The following is a 22,448-nucleotide window of genomic DNA, read 5'->3' as shown; positions in this document are numbered from 1 at the left end:
GACAGATGGACATTCTTCCGGACCCGACCACTCTCGTAAACGAGGATAGCGCGGATGGTTCGATTTACAGCAACCCCGATCTGTTCGACATGGAAATGGACCGCATTTTCATGCACAACTGGATCTGGGTCGCCCACCGCAGCGATCTTCCCGAATCCGGCAATTACATCACGACGTTCATAGGGCAACACCCGGTCATCGTTTCCCGTGACCGCAAGGGCGAAGTCCACGTCATGCTCAACCGTTGCCGTCATCGTGGCGCGACGGTGTGCGAGCACAAGAAAGGCAAGGCGGCCAGCTTCGTCTGCCCTTATCACGGCTGGGCCTATGGTCTCGACGGCGCTCTGCGTGGCGTTCCCTTTCAGGAAGGCTATACGGGCCAGCTCGACAAGAGCAATTATCCGCTCATCTCGCTGCGCGTCGAAGAATATAACGGCCTGATCTTTGCAAGCTTTGATCATGACATCATGTCGCTGGATGCGTGGCTCGGTCGCACAAAGCCGTGGATCGACCTGTTCATGAAGCAGGGCGCAGGCTGGCCGATCAAGACCATGGGCGAACACAAGTTCACGTTCCCCGGTAACTGGAAAATTCAGCTCGAAAACACGACGGATGCTTATCACTTCCCGATCGTGCACAAATCCTTTCTGGATTCCGTGGACAGCGAGACGCAGAACACCTTCGATTTCGTGGAAGGCAATGGCTACGTCGAGGATCTCGGGCATGGTCACTCCGTCATGGTGATGATCCCCGATCTGGTCGATCTGGACGAGAATCTTGAAGCACCCATTCCCGAGCGTTTTCAGGAACTCGCTGACGAGTTGGCGAAGGATTATCCCGACGAGCAGGTGCGTCGCATCGTGCGCGCCGTGGGCGGATCAGGCTTCAACCTGAATCTCTTCCCCAATCTGGCCTGTTCAATGGCCTTCTTCCGGGTACTGCGCCCGCTGGCCGTCATGGAAACGGAAATCCGTCATATCGCGATCGGCATGGATGGTGGTCCGGAACTCGGAAATGAAATGCGCCTGCGTCTGCATGAGCATTTTCAGGGACCAATGGGCTTTGGGACACCGGATGATTCCGAGGCATGGGATCGTGTGCAGCGCGGTTCGCTGGCCGGGCGCGACATCTCGATCCTGCTCAATCGTGGTCTTGGCCATGAAGCGCAGCGGGAGGATGGAAACCTGTTCAGTGACGTGAGCGCGGAAACGGGTATGCGCGCAGCTTACCGGCAGTGGCTGGTCGATATGACAGGCAAAACCGTCAGAGCGGAGAACGGGGAATGAGCATTACCCTCAACGAAGCCATCGAGATGATCACACTTGAGGCCGACATGCTGGATCATGGCGACTTCAGGGAGTGGCTGTCACTCTACACACCCAGCGGCATCTATGTGGTTCCCATCGATCCGGACACGGAAGAGTTCGAAAAAACTCTGAATTATGCCTATGACAATGCAGAAATGCGTGAAAAGCGGGTCGAGCGTCTGCTGAACGGGCGCGCCATTTCGGCGGCACCTCCCGCCAAAACGGTTCGTCTGCAGGCCCGCTACCGTATGCTGGAAAGCAATGCTGAGAGCTGCACGCTGCGATGTGCGCAGATGCTGACGGAGCTGCGTCAGGGGCGCGAGCGTTACTACTCCGCGAATGTCACCTTCCGGCTGGTCCGCATTGATGGGGCGCTGAAGATCGATCGCAAGATCGTCCGTCTTCTGACCTCCACCGAAGCGCTTACAGCCGTGAGTTACATCCTTTGAAGCCCGTCGCCCTCGTCACCGGCGGCGCCAGAGGGCTGGGTGCCAGCATCGCGCGGTATCTGGCCTCCGAAGGCTATCGTGTCGCCATCGCCGATCTCGATGAGACGGCGGCATGCGCCATGGCGGCCGGGCTGGGTCCGGACTCCATGGGTGTGGCTCTGGATGTTTCATCGGAACAGGCCATGGAGACAGCGCTGGATGCGGTCGAGGCGCGCCTCGGCCTCCCCTGGCTTCTGGTGAATAACGCCGCCGTCATGAAGGCGGAGAAGGTGCTCGACATCGATATCGCAACGTTCGACGCCATCATGGCTGTGAACCTGCGTGGCACCTTCCTCGGATGCCAGCGTTTCGCGCGGCGTCTGCGGGCAGGGGACATCGGTGGCCGCATCGTCAATATCGGCTCTCTGGCCGGTGAAAACGGCGGTACGGCAACGGGCGCGCATTATGCGGCTTCCAAGGGAGGCGTGCACACGCTGACCAAGGTGTTTGCCCGCGATCTGGCGCCGCACGGCATCACGGTGAACGCCATTGCGCCCGGTCCGCTCGACCTTCCTTCCGTGGCGGAAACCATCGGTGAGGAAAACGCCCGTCGCGCCATGGCCAGCCTGCCGACCGGACAGCCGGGTAGCCCCGTGACCGTTGCCCGGATGGTAGCGGAACTTGCCCGTCCGGACGCCGGTTCCATCACCGGTTCCATCATCGACATCAACTGTGGGCTCTATATGCGATGAATGCCAGCACACCCTCGGGACAGACCCTGTCCGTCAAGGTAGGCGCCGCCGAACATCTGGGCGATGTCCTCTCCTTTTCGCTGATCTCCGAAGACGGTTCTCCTCTTCCCGCATGGGAAGCCGGAGCGCATGTCGATCTGTTCCTGGGTGACGGTCTGGTAAGACAGTACTCCCTGTGCGGCGATCCGGCCGACCGGTCCTGTTACCGTCTCGCCGTGCTGCGTGAGCCTGCTTCGCGCGGCGGTTCGCAGGCGGTGCATGATCAGGTGAGCCCCGGTCAGGCGATGACCATCGGTCTGCCGCGTAACCTCTTTCCGCTGGCCCCGGATGGTGAGCACACCATTCTGGTTGGTGGCGGCATTGGCGTCACACCGCTCATCGCGATGGCCTATGAACTGTACGACCGCAAACGTGCTTTCACACTTCATTACGTGGCGCGCAATCCGGTCTTCGCCCCTCTTCTCGCAGAAATGCCATTCGCGGATTCAGTGATTGTTCACGACCGCAGCAGCAAGGATGCCGCCCGCTTCGATCTGGAGGCGGCTCTGAAACCGGCAGCGGCCAGTGCAGAGGCGCATGTCTATACCTGCGGGCCGATCGGGCTGATGGATGCCGTGTTCGAAGCCGGACACAAGCTCGGCTATCCGGACAGCCTCCTTCACCGTGAAGCCTTTTCAGCCCAGCCCGTCACAGGCGGAGAGGGCTTCACCGTTCTCGCCGCCAAATCCGGCGTGCGCGTGGAGGTGGGCTCGGATGAGTCCATCGCCACCGCTCTCGGCAAGGCGGGCGTGAAAGTCACCCTGAGCTGCGAGCAGGGCATCTGCGGCACCTGCGTTGTCAGTGTGCTGGAAGGTGAAGCTGAACACCGCGACGAATACCTCACGGAAGATGAACGGACCGATCAGATCGCACTCTGCTGCTCGCGCTCCAAAACCCCCCTTCTGGTTGTCGATATCTGACATCGCCAACCCACCGTGCAACGCAGCCGTCATCGTGCCGATGGCGGCGTAAAGATGACGCGGGCAAGCGCCTGCATGGCCTGGAGAGACCAATGACCACCGTCACCCCTGATATTTTCCGTCGCGCCATGTCCCATTTCGCGACCGGTGTTGCCGTCGTGACGGCGCGTGGTACGGACGGTGACCGCGGCGCCACGATCAGCGCCCTGAGTTCGGTGTCTCTCGATCCTCTCACGCTTCTGGTGTGCCTGCACAACAAAAGCGCCACCTGTAGCGCCATTGAGGAAACCGGCCGTTTTGGCCTGAGCATTCTCAACAGCACGCAGCAGGATCTCGCCTTTCATTTCGCGGGCAAGGCGGATGGAAAATCTTTCGAGGAAAAATGCGAATGGCATGAGGACGGCCTGTTCTTTGTGCGTGATGCGCTTGTCCAGATCGGGGTCGAAGTCGTGGAAACCCTGCGTGGCGGCACCCACGAGATCTTTCTCGCCCGCCCCGTGAGCGTCACCATGCACACCGAAGAGTCCACGCTCCCGCTGCTGTATTTCAAGGGCGCCTTCGATCTCGCGGCCTGACCATCTTCCGATACTCATGAGGTGACACATGACCAACTCCCCGATGGATACCGCGACTGCTCTCCTGAAGCGCATTGAAACCTGTGAAGGCACGGTCAGGGCTTTTACGACTTATGACCCGGTGCGTATCCGGATGGAGGCCGAGCAGGCACCCGCAGGACCGCTGAACGGACTGAGTGTCGGGGTGAAGGACATCATCGATACGGTGGGATACACCACAGAGCATGGTTCCCCGATCTATACGGGAAACCACAGTCGGGGCGATGCTGCTTGTGTGACCCAGCTCCGCAATGCCGGTGCGGTCTGCGTGGGCAAGACAGTCACGACCGAATTCGCCTTCTTCCGGCCCGGTCCAACCGTCAACCCGCATGATGTCACCCGCACACCGGGCGGCTCTTCCAGTGGGTCAGCGGCAGCAGTCGCGGCAGGCATGATCGATATCGGTCTCGCTTCCCAGACGGCGGCTTCCCTGACACGCCCCGCATCCTATTGCGGCACGGTCGGCTTCAAGCCGAGCTACGGACGTTACGCTGCGGCAGGAATCAAGAGCCTGGCGCCCTCGTTTGACACGCTGGGCACCATCACCCGTGACGTCGCAACTGCGGCTCGAGCTGACGCCGTCCTTAAGGGGCCAGTCGCCACCACGAGCCACCTCTCTCCTACGGCTCCGACACGCATCGCTCTGTGCCGCACCCCGCACTGGGACGAAGCCGGAGAAGGCACGCGTCATGCCGTGGAAGAAGCTGCTCGCCTGTTCGGTGCGCATGTGGACGTTGTGGAGCTTGATCTGTCCGACTTTTCGGATGCCGCCAGCCTGCATATCACGATCATGAGCTATGAAGCCTCGCAGGCTCTCGCGTGGGAATTTACTCAGCGGCGTGTGCAACTCAGCGATCAGATCACCGGACTTCTGGAAGCCGGGCAGCGCATCGACTATGCCACCTATCGGGATGCGCTGGCACGTGCGGAAGAACTGCGGTCCCGCTTTGCTGCTCTTGTGCCGTCCGGGACGGCTGTTCTCGCCGCCGCCGCTCCCGATGTGGCTCCCCTCCTGTCCGAAGGCACAGGAAGCCCGCTCTTCAGCCGTCTGTGGACGCTGTTACGACTACCGACTGTCACGCTGCCGGGCCTGACAGGTCTGCATGGGCTGCCGGTGGGCGTGCAGCTCCTCGCGCCGTTCGGAGAGGACGAGACCCTGCTTGATCAGGCCGCCTGGGCCGAAACGGTGCTGCCCTCACGCCCTGTCCCGTCAGTGCATGTCTGACGCCCCGGATACGACGGAGATCGAAATGGTTAATAACGCATCACTGGTGGATCTGGTCGCTTCTCTTGAACGACGCATCGAGGATCTGGAGGGAGAAGCGGCCGTGCGCCGTATTCAGGCCCGCTACATGTTCCTGTGCGACACACCATGCCCGGAAATCGGGAATGTGGATGATGCTCGGCGGATCGATCTGATCATGGATCTCTATACGGAAGACGCGATCTGGGAGGGTGTGGGAGAATACTACACCGGCCAGTTCGGACAATGCGTTGGCAAAGCCGCCATCCGTCGTCATTTCGAGGCTTTCTGGGGAGAGAAGCGGGACCCGGCGCTTCTGCTCAATGTGCATTACCTCACCTCCGAGCAGATCCACGTCCATGGAGACACGGCTGATGGACAGTGGGTGCATTGCCAGCCGTGGATCTTCAGCGATGGTCGTTCCCTGCTGCGGTCCAGTCGGCTCAACAATCTTTTCCGCAAGGAAGACGGTGTCTGGAAAATCGCACGGACACGCACGGAAAACGTCTTCATCGCGCCGCTGACTTCCGGTTGGGCCGAAAGCGTTCCGACGCATTCGGTCCTGATGAACCCCTGATCGTCCTCCTGAACAAAGGAACATTCTCATGACCGATCCGAAATCTGCGGCTTCGGCCGAAATCGTTGAACTGCATGTGCTTCTTCAGAACTGGTTCTGCGGCGAAGGAACCAGCGATCCGCAGGCGCTTCTTGAACATTTCACCCCTGATTTCCGCATGGTGGGGGCCGCAGGTCGTCCTATCGGACGCGATGCTTTCGCGGGTGTGCTTCCGTCACTGTACGGCTCACGCCCCGGTCTCGTGATGAAGATCCACGACGTGAACATTCAGGCCAGCGTTGGAAACAGCCTGCTTGTCACCTACCGCGAGGAGCAGACACAGGGCGACACCCGCACGGAACGCTGGTCCGGCGTTCTGCTCGTCCCCGACAGCACGGGTGAGAAACTGCTCTGGAACTACCTGCAGGAAACCTTCCTGCCCTGACAAACGCCTCTCCCTGTTCCGATGCCCGAGTCCGTGATCGGGGCAGGGAGAGACCAAAAGCAGCAGGGTCAGAGACGGGTTGCCGACCCGGAAATGCCACCCGCCCGAAGCTGGTTACGAGCGATCTGATCAGCAAGACGGCGCGTACGCTGGTCGTTCCGATGAACGAAGTGACAAACGGGCTGTGTTGCCTATTCTCGCAGCAGACCAACATCATCTCCATGGCCTCCGCTATCACAGGCTGGCCGATTTCATCTTCAGGAACGACAGGATGCAGGCCGAACGCCCCCACACCGCCGGGTTTGGGGCGCAGTCCCTGCTTACAGTCCTGCCCTCCCAAAGGATATTGCGCCTTCCTTCTGCTCAGAAAAAACAGGTCGTCGGGCAGATGTCTGGCGGACGGACAGCAGCCAATCACCACCGAACAGGGTAGCAAACGAAAAAGCAGATGCCTTTTCCAGCAGGAAAAGAGCTGGAAAACAGGACGTTCCCACTCTGTCCGGCGGGAGGATATTCCGTCTGCTCCAGCCGTGTGGCCCCGGATACGCTTCACATAAAGATGCTTCACAGTCCCCTTCAAACAAGCTAGGGGGTTGAGCGATCCAGAAGAGGGCAGCCCGTGGTCAGAAGACGAAGCAGCAAGGTATGGCGCAGCGCAGACCCACGCGATCCCCTCTTTTCAGCGGAAGCCTCTCCCTTTTTTCATCTTGCCCGGCTGGTTGGCCTGTACCAGATGCGCATGGATGGACACCTCAAGCGTGTCGGGATGGATGTTTCACGCTGGCGTGTCCTGGCGATTCTGCATGAGCACGACCGCGCCCCGATAAGCCACATCGCGGATCTTGCGGTCATTCGCATTTCCACCATGACCAAACTGATCTATCGCATGGAGAGTGAAGACCTGATCAGCACGGCCGTCTCCGAAAGTGATGGCCGCGTGACCGAGGTTCAACTGACCGACAAAGGGCGTCAGATCTTTGCAGACGTAAGGTCTATTGCCTCTCTCATCTTCGAGCGGGCATTCCATGACTTCGAAGATACTGAAATACAGAATCTTCTGGTAGCGTCACGCAAGATCTATCATAATCTTTACTGATCGCGGCAAGCGGTTCTGAGCGCCTTTTTCCGATTGTTCCGGGTTGCATGCCCTCCACAGCGAGACGGCGGAAGATCCTGAGGGATGAACGTCCCCGGATATGTTTTCCTGATGCGCCGCATTTCCCGTTTGGTGAGCCAGCGATGGCGGGGCAGGGGAATGACTGATCTGCCCCGCCTGTGAGCCGACGTCATTTGACCTTCATCACGCCAGAAAATGTGTGAAACAGTCCGGCCTGAGCGCTCTGCTCTGCTGACATAAAACAGGCTGAGACTGCATCTGCGGTCTCAGCCTTATGATCGGGTAGGGTATGTCCGTTTGGTGAGGAACGCGCTTTCTCACAGACTCGCCCCTCTTTCCGCAAGAGAACCGCCGGTTGGTCCGATGGCGGGGGAGCCGGTTACACGCAGCCCTCATCACCTTTCCACAAGGGACCGCGTTCCTTGCGCAGCTTCCGGACCGCCGCATCAAACATCTTCTGGGCCGCACTGGAATGGGTCATCACGGATTGCGCATCTTCCGAGCAGCGCTGCCGGATCGTGTCCGGCAACACGATGTCAGCTCCCGGTATCATCCCCGTCTGGCACTGGATCTCGGCAGCGCGCTGCACAACCCAGAGCAGAAAGAAGGTACGGGCTATATCGCTTTCTCCAACGGCAATACCGTGGTTCCGGAGGACGAGAACATGTTTCTGTCCAAGGCTGTCGAGCATGCGTGGCCGCTCGTCATCATAGAGCGTGATGCCTTCGAAATCATGATATCCGACCCGGCCGAAAAGCTGCGCCCCATAGAAATTGTCGTAGCTGAAACCATCTTTTTTCATCGCGACAGCACAGACGGCATTCGTGTGGGTGTGAATGATGCAGTGGATGTCATCCCGCGCGCCGTGAATTGAACCATGCAGGGCGAAGCCGGCCGGATTGGGCTTATCCTCGGCGTTACTCAGTAACTGACCGTCCGCATCCACAACCAGCAGGTTGTCCGGTGTCACTTCATCGTAATTCAGTCCAAATGCGTTCACCAGATAACGCCGTGGCTCGCCGGGCAGTCGTACGGAAATATGATTGAAGATCATTTCCGTCCAGCCGTAATAATCGATCAGATGATAACACTCTGCAAGCTGGATACGCAGGCGTTTCTCTGCATGCTGCTGATCAATGGACATGGAGTGTTCCTTTCGTATGTGTCGTGTTGCGTCTGGTCGAGGCATACCGCGTCAAACCCAGAAGGGTTTCGGTGGTGGTCAGGGGCACACTCTTGTGTCGGCCCAGCGCGATGATGACATCACCAAGCGCTGCCAGTTCCAGTGGACGTCCTGCGTGAAAGTCCTGTAGCATGGAGGTGGCGTGAGTCCCGCCTGCACTGATGATCTCCATGCCTTTCGGGACCGGAAAAAGCCTTTCGATGGAACAGGCCTGTCCCAGCATCAGAATTTCCGACAGGCACCGGCTCACCAGTGGTCTGATCGCTGCATCTGTCACCAGCCCCTCAAGAGTGGTTTCGCAGAGGACCGACAGGAAGTTGGTGGCGACATTGAGAGACAGCTTGTTCCAGATCTCTGTTTTCATATCTGTAGAAATCTGAAACAGCGTGTCTTTTTCACCCAGCCAGCCCATGACGGTTCTGGCCTGAGTGTTGCTTCCCCCGACAGCATCTCCGATCACGAAGCGCGAAGGGCCCTCGACAGACACTTCGCCGGGCTTTTCCACTCTTGCAAAAGCATAGGCCACACATCCGACGATGCAGGTCGGAGGCAGAGCGGACAGTCTGTTTTCGGGGTCAAGGATGCCGTTGACACGCGCGACGGCTTCAGGTCCGATTCCGAGCTGTGGCAGTAACCACCACGGTACGCCGTTGACCACGGGTACCACGCATGTTTCTGGCCCCACAGCATGCCGGATCGTCTGGACAAGATCCGGCAGATGATGAGCCTTCCCGGCAAGAAGAATGACGTCCTGAATCTCGTCTGGTGCACGGATATCCGCCGAAACACGGAACGTCGTTACCTGGCCGTCTTTTCGGCACGTCAGCCCGTTCTGCTGAAGCGTGCGGAGTGTCTCTCCGCGCGCAACCAGAGACAGGTTTACCGGCCGTGAGGACAGGGAGGCTGCAAGCAGGCTCCCGATCGCCCCCATCCCCGCGATGCAGATGCGCGGTTCACGCTTCATCCGGTTATCATCCATTTCGACAATATCTGTCGAAATCTCAATATTTCCATACCAGTCACTCCACCATCTCTCATGGGAATGCCAGCATCTTGTCGAGATAGACGAACAACGTGGCGCCAACCTCAAGAGCATCATGCGGATGCTGGCGGGTCATCGGAGCGTAATATGTGTTCGGATTGATCACATACTGGAGGCTGGGTTCAAGCGCCACATTGGGAAACAGGAAGGTGTGTGCATGAACATCAACCACGAGATGGGCCGCGTTGGGACGCCGGCCGTCTCCTCCGCTCAGCTTGTTGGCTTCCGCCAGAAACTGTTCCTCACGGGAGCCGAGCTTGGTCCAGTGCAACTGGATGCCGTAGCTGTCCAGCGGGTGCGAGGCGAATGGAGCCTGCACGAAAGCTCCCAGATAGGCTTCGGCTTGCACGGGCGCATAGGTCTGGAAACCGGAACCGGCGCCACCATACACAGCAAGAGCCATTCCATGCGGATTGCGTGAGGTGCCGTGGTCCTTGCGCCAGACATATTGCTGGCCACTGAAGAAGATGCCCGACATTCCCGTATGCGTCTGGACGGGTGAGTTTTTGTCGTACAGTTTGGATGTGCCAGCCACGGTTCTGATCGGATCTGTGACGGTAGATGAATTGTAGAACCCGAGGAATTCGAACATCGACGGATAAGCCGTCTTGTCGAAGCCCCGATTGTAGCCCACCTCACCCACACCGGTAGCTCCGCTGGCGTTCTTCGTGTTCCATTCCCACCCGTTGGTGTAATAGACGGTGTTGTTCACCTCGGTTGCTGCCGCCTGAAAATACCATGACGGTGTGAAATGGTACACGACGTGTCCGGACCATGTGGCATAGACAAAAGTACTGATACCGGCGTCCTGAGACCACACATCCTTGAAGCAGGTCAGGATCTGGTTGCAGTTCGGGACTAGAAAGTAACGTGATATGTTGGCGCGACCGCCCTCTATTTCGAGCTTGTTATTGAAAAGTTTCTGATCGAGCGTCAGTTCGCTCAGATAGTTGCCCCGGAACAGATGAGGAGGCTGGTACCCGATGATGCTGTCTCCAACCTGTTGCGACCATTTACGGTCGTTATTGCGCAGGAAGAAGATATCCTCTCCGAAATTGATCTGTGCGCCCTTCCAGCCGAGAAGTTTTTCGAGATTGATCTGGGTCTCAATGACGCCCAACGAATTCTGCAGACGTGTGCCGGGCTTTACGCCACCGACAACATTACTGACAAAATTGTCCAGAAGCAGCGCATGGAACGTGATTCCGTGCTCTTTCAGGGGCGAGAGAACATCATGGAAAAACCCTTTTTGGGGCTTGTTCTCCTCCACGGCCACCGGAACTGCCGGCATGATCTTGGTGCTGATGTTATTAGGCGCAGACATGGAGTCACTATCATCCATGATCCGCGCCTTACCATGAACCGTCAGTTCATCGTGACGCCGTTGTTCGTTGTCGGCAGCAACTGATGTGCCTGTCTGTACCGGCAGTATCGAAACCGACGTGCCGGCAATGGCTTTCTGCCGATTTGACGTCACCGGCTCATGCGCCACGGCGGCATGACCTTCAGGAACACACAGGAGACTACAGACGGCGAGGACGAAACAGGAAGCTCCATGAGCTGTGAAGCGATGCTGCATGTAGGGAAAAGCTCCACGCGAGGATGTTGGGACGGATAGCGATACTGCGGTATCATTTCGATATTGAAATGAAAAACCTACGAAAATAGAACGAGAAACACAGCGTTCAGGCGTCGTGATCAAAGCGAGGGGGGGTACATGCAGGAGAGGGAAATCGTTTTCCCTTTTTCTGCCTCTTGTCCATCTCTGGCATAGTTTAATTGCAACTCCGCAATGAGCGCCCATCAGGTTGGTGCGTGCCTCGATGATTTATTATAGGTCCGTAATTAGAAGAAATTTCAACAGAAAAATCATCAATATAAATATTATATTATTTTCGTTTCGAATGTGCACATAAAATGAGCATTTTGGCTGTTTTCGTTCTGGTTTGTGCTCATTTCTCGTGCATATAATAGCGGTCAATCGAGATGAGAATGTCCGAATCATTCAGAGAAAAAAATAAAATAATGAAATTGAATTAAAATAATCCTTTTATAAAGATAAGATATCTCGATGTGAGTTCGATTCCTTTTGTTGTGTCCCGCAAAAGCGGTTGACATGAAGCTTTCGAATCTGGCCCATTGCGATATCGAAATCATATCGCCTCGAATCATGTTCCGAGATCGTTTTTAAATGACCAATAGGATCAATATCACATGAAATGGATTGTTAAATGTGTGGGGGTTGTTATGTCTGGCCATGCTTGATTCAAGAGCGCATCCTGTTTGATGTATTCCATCAGGACTGGACATGACGCTCTGGTGTTGCAGTTTTTCCTGACCGGACGCGTGCAGGTGCGAACCGATATCAGCGCTAATACACTGAACAAGTCATACATCTCAGTACATTTCGACGACATGTAGCGTCGGTCCGAGGAATATCCGTTGCATGACCAGTATGCCGTTGAACCTTTTCCCCATTCTTCCTGACACCCGGTCAGGAAGCCCTGAATGCAATACATGTAGCCCGAAAGGCGCATGTCCAAGCAGTTGCGGAGCAACGAAATGACGCGCGTGAGGCAAATCAATACCATGTGCCTTTTCATGGTTGCCTATCTCCTGTCGTACATCGATCGACAAATTCTTGCATTGCTGATCGGGCCCATACAGTCTGATCTGCTGCTGAGTGATACGCAGTTTGCCTGTCTCAACGGTCTGGCATTTTCTCTGCTTTACGCCATTCTTGGCTTCCCTCTCGCCAGCATGAGCGACCGATATCCACGTCCACCCATCATCGTTGGGGGTGTGATCCTGTGGAGCCTTGCGACCATGGCGTGCGGACTCTGCAACAGCTTCTGGTCACTTTTCCTGTGCCGGGTGCTCGTAGGGCTGGGAGAGGCGGCTCTTGCGCCAGCGGTGTACTCCTACATTGCAGACACGGTGCCCCGTGAGCGGTTGGCGGGTACATTGGCGTTCTTTTTTCTGGGATCTTTTCTCGGATCAGGTTGCGCATTCCTGTTTGGAGGCTGGCTTCTGGCTTTTGTGCAGCAACACCATTTCATGATCCTGCATGCCTGGCAGATATGCTTTATGGTTGTCGGGCTTCCCGGTATCTTTCTCGGTATCATCATTGCCCTTACAGTTCACGAGCCTTCTTGCCGCACAGTCCCTGCCAGGCCTGCAACAACTTCTGTGGCGATTTCATTCTTCAGAAATCACCGCACTTTTTTCAGCCTGCATATGCTGGGATATACGCTTCTGGCCGTTACCCTCTTTTCCCTCTTCAGCTGGATGCCTGCACAGATGATGCGTATTCATCACATGTCGCACACCGAACTGGGGCTGACGTTAGGGATAATTGTTATTGTCGCCGGATGTGGCGGAGCTTTTACAAGTGGGTGGCTTATTGACATCCTGACGAAGCGCGGCCTCTGGTACGCGCCTCAACTCGTAGCAAGCAGTGCAGCCTTTGCAGCAAGCATACCGCTTGTCATCAGCGTCACTACAATGAACACCCATCTGGCCATCATCTCTTTTTCCGTCGCCTTCTTCTTTGCCTCTTTCCCGATGCCTCCCTCGGCAACAGTTCTCCAGATTGCTGTGCCTGCCCCCATGCGGGCACGTTTTTCCGCTGCCATGCTGTTCTGCAACGCCATTGGTGGATTGTCAGGAGGATCTCTTCTTATCGGTGCTCTGAATGACCATGTCTTTCATTCAGCTGCTAGCATCGGCACATCTATTGCACTGGTGGCTGGTACCGCCAGCATTCTGGGAGGCGTTTTACTACTGCTATGCATCCCGTCTTACCGTACACTCTGTAACGGGCTGGGTCGAATGGAACGGATATCAGATATGCCTGCATTACAAGAGGTGGTCTGATAGGCAATTCGGTAATCTTTTTTAGTTGTTTACGTGTTTAGTCCTGGGATCTGACGGATTGGCTTGATGATGAAGCTTTCTAGGTTCTGTTGACAACGGGTCTTTCCGGCTGATTTGGGCGTGATTCAACGCAGGTCTTTGCGGAGACCAGTGAATTGCGTGCCGACCTGTCGGACGAAGAATGGGCGATAACTGGCAGCACATGATCGACAGCACGGTCGTTCGGACTCACAGCCAGGTGGCTGGCGCAAAAGAGGGACTCACAAGGAAGGTTCTGGTCGAAGCCGTGGCAGCTTTACGAGCAAGATCCACGCCCGTGCTGACGGCCAGAGACCCCTCCTGCTTCGACCTGACGGGTGGGGAAGGTTCTGATTATTCCGGCGCTGATGCCCAGATGGACCTGCCGGTCGTGACGCCACGCAGACTTCTGGCCGACAAGGGGTATGATAGCGACAGGATACGGGAGAACCTGCTTTTTCGAGGTATTCTTCCTGTTATCCTGTCGCGTTCAAACCGCAGAGAGGATAGTCCCTGCGATTTCCGGTGTTACAGGGAGTGCAACCGTATTTAACAGGCTGAAGCAGTTTCGACGTATCGCCACACGCTATGACAAGACAAGAAAATCGTTTCTCGCCTTTCTTAACCTCGCCGCCGTAAAACTGTGGTTACCATCCTTTGTCAGCCGCCGCTCAAGCACATCCAACTGCCATTTGGTCTCCATGACAAAGCGATTGATCGCTTATTCGATTTTTTTCGGGTGCATAAGCGTGGAAGTGCCCAGAACCACCGCCAATACAAGGCGCGCTGCCAGCCTGCGAGGACAGCCAGTTCAGGCACGCTGTCCGATGAGTAATATCTTTCGGAATAAAAGCACCGAATTTTTCGACCAGATCCAGCAGGATCAAGCCTGATTCAAAAACGGGCAGAGGTTTTTCGCCGCTATGACCAACAAGGGTGGGAATTTTGGAGTTCGGGTTCGCTCATGACACTGTGCCTTTTGACACCGGAGGAAAGCTGGTCGGGTACATGGCATGGCGCGCGTCGGTGTCCATGACGGTCTTGAATGCGTGCCCGTTCATGATGGCATGCGCACGCTCCACTGCCGGACGAGCGTTCATCATGTCCATGAAACGGGCAAGACTGGGCCAGCGTTCCAGCGGTCTGTCTTCGTTTTTCATGACGCGTGCCGCCCGGTCGAGCCAGCCCCATGCGGACATATCCGCGATCGTATAACGATCTCCGACAATGAAAGATCGACCGTCCAGATGATCATTCAGAACCTGATAATGCCGTTCCGCTTCACGGCGGTATCGGTTGACCGCGTAGTCCAGACCCTCTGGCGCCGCATGCTGGAAATGTACAGCCTGCCCTGAGAAGGGACCAAGACCCGTTGCAACAAACATCAGCCAGGAGAGGAGTTGGGGGCGGTCCTGAGTCTCTCCGAGGAACTGTCCCGTTTTTTCGGCCAGATAGAGCAGGATGGCTGTAGAATCGAACAAAGTTGCAGGAATGCCCTGTGGACCATCCGTATCCACGAGAGCGGGAACCTTGCCATTTGGATTGATGGCCCGGAACGCGGCCTCATGCTGGGCGCCACGATAGGTATCGATCGGTATGGCTTCGAAAGGCATTCCGGTTTCAGCCAGAAACAGCGCAATCTTTATCGGGTTCGGGCCGGGGCCGTAGTAGAAATGGAGCATGTGCCAGTTCCTTCGAGGTCGTTGTAGGAAAAGCTTTTGCCTTATGGCGACCGGAATGGCCCTGAACCGATATTCAACAGGGCCACATCCGAAAACCAGAATTCTTGCAGTTATTTTACCGAAGCCTGTGCTGCTTTCCGAAGCGCAGGAAGCATGTCTTCCGGCTCCGGGCGGCGGGTGTAATCGGGATTGACCTCGGCATAGAGGATCACGCCATCCTGCCCGATGACGAAACGGCCGGGCATCGGCAGAGTCCAGCTGTCATCACCGTTGAAGGACGGAAGATCGTTCTTCAGGTTGGTATAAAGGTCCACGAGATAGTCCGGAAGCACGAACCGCAGACCGAATGCTGCTGCAACGTCGTTGTGCGGATCTGACAGGATCGGGAAGTCGAGATGATTCTGACGGACCGATTTGCGGCTGTTCACCGCCGTCTGCGGTGAGATGGCGATCAGGCTTGCGCCGAGTTCGCGAAAAGATGGCAGCGCAGCCTCGAGAGCCTGAAGCTCCATGTTGCAATAGGGGCACCACACACCGCGATAGAAACTGATGACCAGCGGGCCTTTTTGCAGCAGGTCGATAGAGGAGACCGATTTGCCCTCCGGGTCGTTCAAGGTGAAAGACGGCGCTTTGTCGCCTGCTTTAAGCGCCTTTTCTGCTGCGCGCGCGGCGATCAGTTCAGCCGTCGCACGGTGCATGACCTCAATCACAGAAGCGGGCACATTGTAAGGCGGCTTGCCTGCTTCGAAGTCTGCTTTGAATGCGTCGAGTTTTGCCTGAAGAGACATGGGTAATTCCTTTAAGATGAAGCGACGTCTGACGTTAAGGCCGCTGGTTTTTTCAGGGATGACGGTATGAAGGACTATTGGTCATTCCATGTCGGAATGGTTGTCACTCGGAGACTTTGGTGTGGGGATAATCGGTGTATCCGTGCGCTCCGCCGACGTAGAAGGTTGCACGATCATATGGGGCGAGCGGCAGGTTGTGTCGCAGACGGTCCGGTCGGTCGGAAATGACATATCCCAGAAAGGCGAAGGCGGCGTGCAACAGGCTGCCTGTCAGATGAAAAACCAGCAGACTGTCTGCGACGACCGGTCCAGACGTAGCGCGTAGGAATGGGCCGAACATCTCTGGGCTCCTTTGAAACCCGGCCTGCCCGGGGTGATACACCAGAGATGCCTCTTCCATGCTCGACAGGGGAGAGTGCTTGAGGCGATAAGGATCATTCCCTGGAGGAATATCATGGATCGTTATCAGGCAATGGTCACGTTCATCCGCGTGGTGGACGCAGGCTCGTTCTCGGCTGCCGCCCGGCAGCTTGGCGTAGGGCAACCGGCGGTATCCAAAACCGTCGCGCAGCTTGAAGAGCGCCTTCAGGTCAGTCTGCTCATCCGCTCCACACATGGTCTGACGCCGACCGAGGCCGGACAGAATTTCTACGAGCGGGCACGGAACGCCATTCAGGCGGCTGATGAGGCGGAGCTTGCCGCCAAAGGAACAAGCGCAGGTCTGTCAGGGCGGTTGCGGGTTTCAGCGGCAACGACATTCGCGCGGCTCCATATTATTCCGGAATTACCACGATTTCTGGCAGAGCACCCTCAACTGACTGTGGAGATCATTCTTGATGACCGGATGATCGACCTCGTGGCGGAAGGCGTCGATATTTCCTTGCGGATGGGGACGCTTGCGGATTCCACTGCTATCGCCCGGAAGATCGCAACGGGAGGACGTTCGGTCCTCGCCACGCCTGCCTATCTCAAGCGTGTTGGAACGCCGCGTTCTCCGGCGGATCTGGCGAACCATGAAGCGATTATTTACAGCCAGTTGCCAAACGCGTGGTCCTTCCTGCGGGAGGGCGCTGCGGCATCGGTCTCTGTCAACGGACGCCTCAGGGTCAGCGCGGCTGAGGGTCTGAGGGCGGCCGTTCTGGCGGATATGGGTCTGACTATCACGTCCGATTGGATGTTCGCGCCAGAACTTGAAAATGGTGCTGTTGTTCGTGTTCTTGAAGCGTGGTCTTTGCCGTCAATTGATTTATGGGCCGTCTTTCCCGCAGGACGAATGATAACGGCCAAAGCCCGTCATTTTGCAGATTTTGTGGAAAGCATCATGAAAGCGACCACCCACCTCCCGGTCTGAATCGCGGGTCGTCTCAGTCCTCGAAACAACCGGCGCGCCCTGTCTTCCAGACACCCCGGTAGAAAAGACCTGGCAACTGCCGCGAACAGACAGTCCGAGGGCTGCCATGAGTTGAATGTGCGACGTGATCAGAATTAAATAGAAAAAACCTCAATCAAAAATACTTTGAATCTGGAAACTTGGAAATATTTTTTGGAAAACCTGTTTATTACAAAAAATAGTCAGATGAATCAGATCAATCATGATATCTATAAGTAATAATGACCCGTTTTGTGTAATTCAATTATATATTTTTCCAGATCATATAGCCGGCCACGCAGAAGATGACGCAAGAAAACAGCGCAGTCAGCGCACCGGTCGTTCCCGAGAGTGACTTGGCGACCCTCATTCCGCCAAAGCTGCCGATAATCCCACCCAGAATAAAAAGTAAAGCCAGACTCCAATCAATCAAACCGGAAGTCATATAACTGATCGCCGTACTGGCCCCGAAAGCCGCAACAGCGACCAGCGACGTGCCAATGGCATTCAGGATTGGCATGCCGGTGGATGCTATGAGCGCCGGCACGATCAGAAAGCCGCCGCCAATACCAAAAAAACCTGACAACAGACCGGTGCCCAACCCATAGGTAATCACACGGGGGGCATTCTGACGGTTACAAGCAGCTCCCACGCATCCCTGATTGCTCCGCTTCCGCAACATCAGGACGCCCACCACAACCATCAATAGCGCAAAACATAACAGCAGACGTCCACCATCCATCGCCTTGCCGAGCGTGGCGCCGACGAACGCACCTAACACACCACAGGGAGCAAAGAGCCCTGCACAGCGCCACTTGACCGTGCCGAGGCGCGCATGTTGTGCAAGTCCTGCCAGCGCATTGACCGCAACGGCCAGAGCGCTGGTGCCGATGGCGACGTGGGGATTTTTCACGCCCACAACATACACCATCAACGGAACCGCCAGAATCGATCCACCACCACCGATCAGCCCCAGCGTGAAGCCGATGAGCGAGCCGGAGAGGATCTCCAGCAACAGGTGGGGAAGATCAATGCTCATGATCAGGCTCCCGGCGCTTTCCGGGGAGATGCCAGCAGTTCATGACCGCGCAGCATGCCATGCCAATAGAGTGACGGCATCACTTTTTCCTTGAGGAACCATGCAAGGCGGGTTGGTTGCGTGCCCCGCAACAGCCACAGCGGCAGAGTGGGTTCCAGCTTGCCGCCATAAGCAAATTCGGCCAGCACGATCCGTCCGCGCTCGACTGTCAGAGGACACGCGCCATAACCATCATAGATGGCGACAGGAGCCTTGCCATCCAGCGCCGCAAGCGCATTGACCGCAACGACAGGCGCCTGTTTACGCGCGGCGGCCGCTGTCTTCGCGTTCGAAGTCCCGGCTACGTCTCCCAAAGCAAAAACATCGGCAAAGGTGGTGTGACGCAGGGTCGCCGGGTCCACGGATACGAATCCGTCTGCGCCCGCAAGCGGACTGTTTTTGACCACGTCCGGCGCGACCTGTGGTGGCACGACATGCAGCATATCGAAGGAACGCTGAACCTGCGTCGTGCCGTTATCCGTTACATGTTCAAAAGTCGCCACACGCTGGGGTCCATCCACAGCAATAAGCTTCGAGCGCAGCCTGAGATCGATCCCATAACGCTCGATATAGTTCATAAGCGCGGGCACATAGGCAGCCACACCAAACAGCGCTGGTGTGGTAGTATCGAACTGAACGGAAATATCCTTCAACACACCCCGTCGCCGCCATGCATCACAGGAGAGATACATCGCCTTCTGGGGAGCGCCAGCACACTTGATGGGCATCGGTGGCTGCGTGAACAGGGCCGTGCCGCGCGATAATCCCTGCACAAGCTGCCAGGTATAGGGCGCGAGATCGTAACGATAATTCGAGGTGACGCCATTTCTGCCCAGAGTCTCTGTCAGGCCGGCAATCCCGGCCCAGTCCAGAGACAGACCGGTTGCGACAATCAGAATATCGTAGGACAACACTTTGCCGTCATCCAGCAGCACTTCCCGCGCATCGGGGTGAAAGGCCGCGACCGACTGGCGAATCCATATTGCACCGGATGGAATCAGCCTGTCTTCTGAGCGCCGTGTCTGCTCGGGTGTAAAGACACCACCACCCACCAGTGTCCAGCCGGGTTGATAATAATGACTGGTCGAAGGCTCGATGATCGCCACTGAAACATCCGGTCGACGTTTCAGGATACTGGCTGCGGTGGACAGACCGGCCGCACCGCCACCGGCAATCACGATGTTGAAGCGGCGCGACGGAGCTTTCCCCGCAGAACTGTGGGGGGAGTGTGACGCCGCGTCCAGACGGTCCCCCAACGGGGACAGATCAATTCCCGCCGCTCTTCCCGCCATCAGGATGGCGTCTTTCGACAGGGCGCCTACCTGCGTGAGCGCCCAGAGACGCGCCGCCCTGTTTCCACTCTGGCAATAGCCCAGCACTGGTCCCGGCATCTGCTTCAATGCGGCGCTCATGGCTGCCACAGCATTATCATCGGGCGAAGCACCGGAACGAACGGGGATCGCCACGAATTCCAACCCTCGACAGCGCGCTGCCTGCTCTATTTCTGTCGCAGGAGTCTGTCCTGCGCCTTCACCATCAGGACGGGCGCAGATGATGGTCCTGAAACCCTGTGACGCCGCCGCGTTCACATCTGCGACGGAAAGTTGAGGAGAAATGGCGAAGTCGGGTGTCAGGGAGCGAAAGGACATAAGGCAGGTTTCCCGGTCGTTGAGAGAGGAGAAAGGCTGACAATCAGAGCGTGTCGATCGGGATCTTGATGTAGCGCGTGCCGTTGGATTCCGGCTCGGGCATGTGACCGCCCCGTATGTTCACCTGCACGGAAGGCATGATCAGGTTGGGCAGTGACAGGGTGGCGTCGCGGGCCGTACGCATGGCGACGAATTCATCTTCACTGACGCCATCATGGACGTGGATATTCCCGGTCCGTTCCGCGCCGATCGTCGTCTCCCATGCGAAATGGTCACGACCGGGCGCCTTGTAATCATGGCACAGGAAAACGCGGGTCGCATCGGGAAGCTCCATCAGCCGACGGATGGAACGGAAAAGCTGACGGGCGTCACCACCCGGAAAATCAGCGCGGGCCGTGCCATAATCCGGCATGAACAGCGTGTCGCCAATAAAGGCGGCGTCACCGATGATGAACGCCATGTCCGCAGGCGTGTGACCGGGCACATGCAGGGCAATGGCTTCAATTCCGCCTACGGAAAAACGGTCACCATCCCGAAACAGATGATCGAACTGGGAGCCGTCACGCGCGAACTCCGTCCCTGCGTTGAATATCTTGCCGAAGACGTTCTGCACACGCGTGATTTCAGCCCCGATCGCCAGTTTGCCGGCCAGTTGCTGCTGCAACCACGGGGCGGCGGAGAGATGGTCTGCATGAGCATGGGTCTCAAGCTGCCACTGCACCGTCAGCCTTTCCGAATGCACATAATCAACGATTTTCCGGGCGGAAGCGTGGCTGGTGCGACCGGATGAAGCCTCATAGTCCAGCACACTGTCGATGATGGCAGCTTCACGTGTTACCGGATCATAAACGATATGACTGGCCGTGAATGTCGCCTCGTCAAAGATGGTATGGACAACCGGAGAACGGGCCTGTCCCTGCTCGACCTGACGGATCTGAGCGACGGCGACAGTCACCGCAGGATCGGAAGAAGAAGTGGGATCAGGCATGGCGGCCCCCATTTATTAACTTAATTTTTTAAGTATGGTCTATTTGTTTATTTAATAATGAAACTTTGTTGCGTCAAGGAGAGAGTTGGATTTATAAGCCAGACAATGAGCAATTCAGTTTCGATGGCCTGCAATGAGGTCTCTGAAGTTTTCCCGCGTATTGGCGACAGGGCGCCCGATTTCGTGGCGCGCACAACGCATGGGCGCTTGCAGCTGAGTTCGCTGCGAGGGCACTGGGTCATGCTGTTTTCCCATCCTGCGGACTTTACGCCGGTCTGCACCAGCGAGTTTCTTGCATTTTCCCAAGCCTTTAACCGCTTTAAAGAACTTGACTGCGCCCTGCTGGGACTTTCCGTGGACAGCCTCCCCGCCCATCTGGCCTGGATTGAGGCCATCCGCGCCCAGTTCGGCGTGACAGTTCCGTTTCCGATCATCGAAGACCCCTCGATGGCCGTGGCCCGGGCCTACGGCATGCTGGATCTCACGGCGCAGAGCAGCGCTACCGTCAGGACAGTCCATATCCTTGATCCGGAGGGGATTATCCGCGCCATTACCTGGTATCCCATGTCTGTCGGTCGCTCGGTGACGGAAATGCTTCGTCTGGTTGCCGCCCTGCAGAAGGTGACTCAGGATGACGTGCTGACTCCGGCGGGATGGCAACCCGGAGACGCTACCGTTCTGCCGGCCGTTCAGACTCAGGAAGACGCGGCAGCCGCAGGACCGGCGTGGTTCATGCAGATCAGGCAGGAAAATCATTCATGAGCAGCGCCATGACATCAGAAGAGGCGCGGCGACTGACCGAGCGGCTGAAGCTCTTTGCCCAGTCGCAGAGACTCATGATTCTGGCGCAACTGCTGAATGGTCCGCATGCCGTAGGCGTGTTGGAAAGCAGCACAGGAATTGGCCAGCCGACCCTCAGTCAGCAGCTTGGTATCCTGCGTCGTGCCGGTATTCTTCGAACCGAGCGGGACTCGCGTACGATTTTTTATAGTTTCGCAAACATCGAAGCTGAGAAATGGCTGCGGTCCCTCCTTGGCATGTGGGATACGCAACCCTCTTCAGAAGCAGGGTCGGTCACACGCCCTCCTCCCATCCACCATGCAGGAAAAGACGAGACCGGGGCCGTGTTTGCGCGGGTCAGTCCCGCGGAGAGACGAGAGTAGCGTTTCTTATTCATTTTCTTCATCTTACAGTAACTTAAGCAGAAGCATATTCAGAAAATCTGCTTGATAAGGAGAGGGCCACAGGCCCTCTTTTTTGTGCCTGTTCCAGGAGAGAGCACTGCAAGAGCATCCTTCCAGCATTGTGATGCACGAGGACGAGAACTCTTGACGCTTAATAATTTCATAATTAT

23 protein-coding genes are annotated in these 22,448 nt (G+C 56.7%); 14 read left to right on the top strand and 9 right to left on the bottom strand.

Annotation, left to right across the window (positions count from 1 at the left end; translation table 11 throughout):
* Positions 1 to 5 precede the first annotated feature (5 nt).
* The 9 genes from A0U92_RS15995 (at position 6) to A0U92_RS15955 (ending at position 7,400) form a co-directional block, all read left to right on the top strand.
* The gene (locus A0U92_RS15995) at positions 6 to 1,286 is read left to right on the top strand and encodes an aromatic ring-hydroxylating oxygenase subunit alpha (RefSeq protein ID WP_077813984.1); all 1,281 of its coding nucleotides are present in this window, start codon (positions 6 to 8) and stop codon (positions 1,284 to 1,286) included.
* Positions 1,283 to 1,756 (top strand): aromatic-ring-hydroxylating dioxygenase subunit beta, encoded by a 474-nt coding sequence (locus tag A0U92_RS15990; RefSeq protein WP_077813983.1) that lies wholly within the window; start codon positions 1,283 to 1,285, stop codon positions 1,754 to 1,756. The genes A0U92_RS15995 and A0U92_RS15990 overlap by 4 nt, the downstream gene beginning before the upstream one ends.
* A complete protein-coding gene (locus A0U92_RS15985) occupies positions 1,753 to 2,487 on the top strand; it encodes an SDR family NAD(P)-dependent oxidoreductase (protein ID WP_077813982.1) in 735 nt (244 codons plus the stop codon). Before A0U92_RS15990 ends, A0U92_RS15985 begins: the two co-directional genes overlap by 4 nt.
* Positions 2,484 to 3,446 carry a PDR/VanB family oxidoreductase gene (locus A0U92_RS15980; RefSeq protein WP_077813981.1) on the top strand — a complete coding sequence of 321 codons (963 nt, stop codon included), beginning with the start codon at positions 2,484 to 2,486 and terminating at the stop codon, positions 3,444 to 3,446. The genes A0U92_RS15985 and A0U92_RS15980 overlap by 4 nt, the downstream gene beginning before the upstream one ends.
* 92 nt (positions 3,447 to 3,538) lie before the next feature.
* Entirely contained in the window at positions 3,539 to 4,021 is a 483-nt protein-coding gene (locus A0U92_RS15975; RefSeq protein ID WP_077813980.1) for a flavin reductase family protein, read from the top strand.
* A gap of 28 nt (positions 4,022 to 4,049) precedes the next feature.
* A complete protein-coding gene (locus tag A0U92_RS15970; RefSeq protein WP_077813979.1) occupies positions 4,050 to 5,285 on the top strand; it encodes an amidase in 1,236 nt (411 codons plus the stop codon).
* Positions 5,286 to 5,310: 25 nt separating this feature from the next.
* Complete coding sequence (locus A0U92_RS15965) at positions 5,311 to 5,880, top strand: nuclear transport factor 2 family protein (protein ID WP_077814518.1); 570 nt, start codon at positions 5,311 to 5,313, stop codon at positions 5,878 to 5,880.
* 28 nt (positions 5,881 to 5,908) lie between these two features.
* Positions 5,909 to 6,304 carry a DUF4440 domain-containing protein gene (locus tag A0U92_RS15960; protein WP_077813978.1) on the top strand — a complete coding sequence of 132 codons (396 nt, stop codon included), beginning with the start codon at positions 5,909 to 5,911 and terminating at the stop codon, positions 6,302 to 6,304.
* A gap of 619 nt (positions 6,305 to 6,923) precedes the next feature.
* Entirely contained in the window at positions 6,924 to 7,400 is a 477-nt protein-coding gene (locus A0U92_RS15955) for a MarR family winged helix-turn-helix transcriptional regulator (protein WP_077813977.1), read from the top strand.
* 400 nt (positions 7,401 to 7,800) lie between these two features.
* Here the strand turns inward: A0U92_RS15955 and A0U92_RS15950 are convergent, their stop codons facing one another.
* The 3 genes from A0U92_RS15950 to A0U92_RS15940 all read right to left on the bottom strand — a co-directional run bounded on the left by A0U92_RS15950 (position 7,801) and on the right by A0U92_RS15940 (position 11,225).
* On the bottom strand, positions 7,801 to 8,565 hold the full coding sequence (locus tag A0U92_RS15950) for a class II aldolase/adducin family protein (RefSeq protein ID WP_077813976.1): 765 nt from the start codon (positions 8,563 to 8,565) through the stop codon (positions 7,801 to 7,803).
* Positions 8,555 to 9,568, bottom strand: a complete 1,014-nt coding sequence (locus A0U92_RS15945; RefSeq protein ID WP_077814517.1) for a ketopantoate reductase family protein — start codon at positions 9,566 to 9,568, stop codon at positions 8,555 to 8,557. Before A0U92_RS15945 ends, A0U92_RS15950 begins: the two co-directional genes overlap by 11 nt.
* A 70-nt stretch (positions 9,569 to 9,638) precedes the next feature.
* A complete protein-coding gene (locus A0U92_RS15940) occupies positions 9,639 to 11,225 on the bottom strand; it encodes a carbohydrate porin (RefSeq protein ID WP_077813975.1) in 1,587 nt (528 codons plus the stop codon).
* A gap of 1,022 nt (positions 11,226 to 12,247) precedes the next feature.
* Here A0U92_RS15940 and A0U92_RS15935 point away from each other — a divergent pair.
* Entirely contained in the window at positions 12,248 to 13,522 is a 1,275-nt protein-coding gene (locus A0U92_RS15935; RefSeq protein WP_236748184.1) for an MFS transporter, read from the top strand.
* 181 nt (positions 13,523 to 13,703) lie between these two features.
* Entirely contained in the window at positions 13,704 to 14,093 is a 390-nt protein-coding gene (locus tag A0U92_RS15925; RefSeq protein WP_222927833.1) for a transposase, read from the top strand.
* A gap of 409 nt (positions 14,094 to 14,502) precedes the next feature.
* Here A0U92_RS15925 and A0U92_RS15915 read toward each other — a convergent pair whose 3' ends face one another.
* From A0U92_RS15915 to A0U92_RS18685, 3 genes are all read right to left on the bottom strand, one after another.
* Positions 14,503 to 15,222 carry a glutathione S-transferase family protein gene (locus tag A0U92_RS15915; RefSeq protein WP_077813973.1) on the bottom strand — a complete coding sequence of 240 codons (720 nt, stop codon included), beginning with the start codon at positions 15,220 to 15,222 and terminating at the stop codon, positions 14,503 to 14,505.
* A gap of 110 nt (positions 15,223 to 15,332) precedes the next feature.
* Entirely contained in the window at positions 15,333 to 16,010 is a 678-nt protein-coding gene (locus A0U92_RS15910) for a peroxiredoxin-like family protein (RefSeq protein ID WP_077813972.1), read from the bottom strand.
* A 103-nt stretch (positions 16,011 to 16,113) separates the two neighbouring features.
* Positions 16,114 to 16,350, bottom strand: a complete 237-nt coding sequence (locus tag A0U92_RS18685; protein WP_077813971.1) for a hypothetical protein — start codon at positions 16,348 to 16,350, stop codon at positions 16,114 to 16,116.
* Between the two features lie 114 nt (positions 16,351 to 16,464).
* Here A0U92_RS18685 and A0U92_RS15900 point away from each other — a divergent pair, with 114 nt between their 5' ends.
* On the top strand, positions 16,465 to 17,361 hold the full coding sequence (locus tag A0U92_RS15900) for a LysR family transcriptional regulator (protein WP_077813970.1): 897 nt from the start codon (positions 16,465 to 16,467) through the stop codon (positions 17,359 to 17,361).
* 283 nt (positions 17,362 to 17,644) lie between these two features.
* Here the strand turns inward: A0U92_RS15900 and A0U92_RS15895 are convergent, their stop codons facing one another.
* The 3 genes from A0U92_RS15895 to A0U92_RS15885 are packed head-to-tail and all read right to left on the bottom strand — an operon-like array spanning position 17,645 to position 21,094.
* The gene (locus A0U92_RS15895) at positions 17,645 to 18,418 is read right to left on the bottom strand and encodes a sulfite exporter TauE/SafE family protein (protein WP_077813969.1); all 774 of its coding nucleotides are present in this window, start codon (positions 18,416 to 18,418) and stop codon (positions 17,645 to 17,647) included.
* A 2-nt stretch (positions 18,419 to 18,420) separates the two neighbouring features.
* On the bottom strand, positions 18,421 to 20,106 hold the full coding sequence (locus A0U92_RS15890) for a bifunctional protein tyrosine phosphatase family protein/NAD(P)/FAD-dependent oxidoreductase (protein WP_077813968.1): 1,686 nt from the start codon (positions 20,104 to 20,106) through the stop codon (positions 18,421 to 18,423).
* A 43-nt stretch (positions 20,107 to 20,149) separates the two neighbouring features.
* On the bottom strand, positions 20,150 to 21,094 hold the full coding sequence (locus A0U92_RS15885) for an MBL fold metallo-hydrolase (protein WP_077814516.1): 945 nt from the start codon (positions 21,092 to 21,094) through the stop codon (positions 20,150 to 20,152).
* 105 nt (positions 21,095 to 21,199) lie between these two features.
* On the opposite strand from A0U92_RS15885, the gene A0U92_RS15880 reads away from it, so the two are divergent.
* Together A0U92_RS15880 and A0U92_RS15875 are read left to right on the top strand one after the other, a co-directional pair.
* Positions 21,200 to 21,856 carry a peroxiredoxin gene (locus A0U92_RS15880; RefSeq protein WP_077813967.1) on the top strand — a complete coding sequence of 219 codons (657 nt, stop codon included), beginning with the start codon at positions 21,200 to 21,202 and terminating at the stop codon, positions 21,854 to 21,856.
* The gene (locus A0U92_RS15875) at positions 21,853 to 22,257 is read left to right on the top strand and encodes an ArsR/SmtB family transcription factor (RefSeq protein WP_077813966.1); all 405 of its coding nucleotides are present in this window, start codon (positions 21,853 to 21,855) and stop codon (positions 22,255 to 22,257) included. Before A0U92_RS15880 ends, A0U92_RS15875 begins: the two co-directional genes overlap by 4 nt.
* The last annotated feature ends 191 nt before the right edge of the window (positions 22,258 to 22,448 follow it).

The organism is Acetobacter aceti, assembly GCF_002005445.1.
Lineage (GTDB): Bacteria > Pseudomonadota > Alphaproteobacteria > Acetobacterales > Acetobacteraceae > Acetobacter > Acetobacter aceti_B.
The sequence above is the reverse complement of the archived record's forward strand: the minus strand, read 5'-3'. Positions and strand labels throughout refer to the sequence as shown.

Coding starts and splice junctions, on each gene's coding strand:
- A0U92_RS15995 (WP_077813984.1), top strand. CDS start 6: ATGGACATTCTTCCGGACCCGACCACTCTCGTAAACGAGGATAGCGCG.
- A0U92_RS15990 (WP_077813983.1), top strand. CDS start 1,283: ATGAGCATTACCCTCAACGAAGCCATCGAGATGATCACACTTGAGGCC.
- A0U92_RS15980 (WP_077813981.1), top strand. CDS start 2,484: ATGAATGCCAGCACACCCTCGGGACAGACCCTGTCCGTCAAGGTAGGC.
- A0U92_RS15975 (WP_077813980.1), top strand. CDS start 3,539: ATGACCACCGTCACCCCTGATATTTTCCGTCGCGCCATGTCCCATTTC.
- A0U92_RS15970 (WP_077813979.1), top strand. CDS start 4,050: ATGACCAACTCCCCGATGGATACCGCGACTGCTCTCCTGAAGCGCATT.
- A0U92_RS15965 (WP_077814518.1), top strand. CDS start 5,311: ATGGTTAATAACGCATCACTGGTGGATCTGGTCGCTTCTCTTGAACGA.
- A0U92_RS15960 (WP_077813978.1), top strand. CDS start 5,909: ATGACCGATCCGAAATCTGCGGCTTCGGCCGAAATCGTTGAACTGCAT.
- A0U92_RS15950 (WP_077813976.1), bottom strand. CDS start 8,565: ATGTCCATTGATCAGCAGCATGCAGAGAAACGCCTGCGTATCCAGCTT.
- A0U92_RS15945 (WP_077814517.1), bottom strand. CDS start 9,568: ATGAAGCGTGAACCGCGCATCTGCATCGCGGGGATGGGGGCGATCGGG.
- A0U92_RS15940 (WP_077813975.1), bottom strand. CDS start 11,225: ATGCAGCATCGCTTCACAGCTCATGGAGCTTCCTGTTTCGTCCTCGCC.
- A0U92_RS15935 (WP_236748184.1), top strand. CDS start 12,248: ATGGTTGCCTATCTCCTGTCGTACATCGATCGACAAATTCTTGCATTG.
- A0U92_RS15925 (WP_222927833.1), top strand. CDS start 13,704: ATGGGCGATAACTGGCAGCACATGATCGACAGCACGGTCGTTCGGACT.
- A0U92_RS15915 (WP_077813973.1), bottom strand. CDS start 15,222: ATGCTCCATTTCTACTACGGCCCCGGCCCGAACCCGATAAAGATTGCG.
- A0U92_RS15910 (WP_077813972.1), bottom strand. CDS start 16,010: ATGTCTCTTCAGGCAAAACTCGACGCATTCAAAGCAGACTTCGAAGCA.
- A0U92_RS18685 (WP_077813971.1), bottom strand. CDS start 16,350: ATGTTCGGCCCATTCCTACGCGCTACGTCTGGACCGGTCGTCGCAGAC.
- A0U92_RS15900 (WP_077813970.1), top strand. CDS start 16,465: ATGGATCGTTATCAGGCAATGGTCACGTTCATCCGCGTGGTGGACGCA.
- A0U92_RS15895 (WP_077813969.1), bottom strand. CDS start 18,418: ATGAGCATTGATCTTCCCCACCTGTTGCTGGAGATCCTCTCCGGCTCG.
- A0U92_RS15890 (WP_077813968.1), bottom strand. CDS start 20,106: ATGTCCTTTCGCTCCCTGACACCCGACTTCGCCATTTCTCCTCAACTT.
- A0U92_RS15885 (WP_077814516.1), bottom strand. CDS start 21,094: ATGCCTGATCCCACTTCTTCTTCCGATCCTGCGGTGACTGTCGCCGTC.
- A0U92_RS15880 (WP_077813967.1), top strand. CDS start 21,200: ATGAGCAATTCAGTTTCGATGGCCTGCAATGAGGTCTCTGAAGTTTTC.
- A0U92_RS15875 (WP_077813966.1), top strand. CDS start 21,853: ATGAGCAGCGCCATGACATCAGAAGAGGCGCGGCGACTGACCGAGCGG.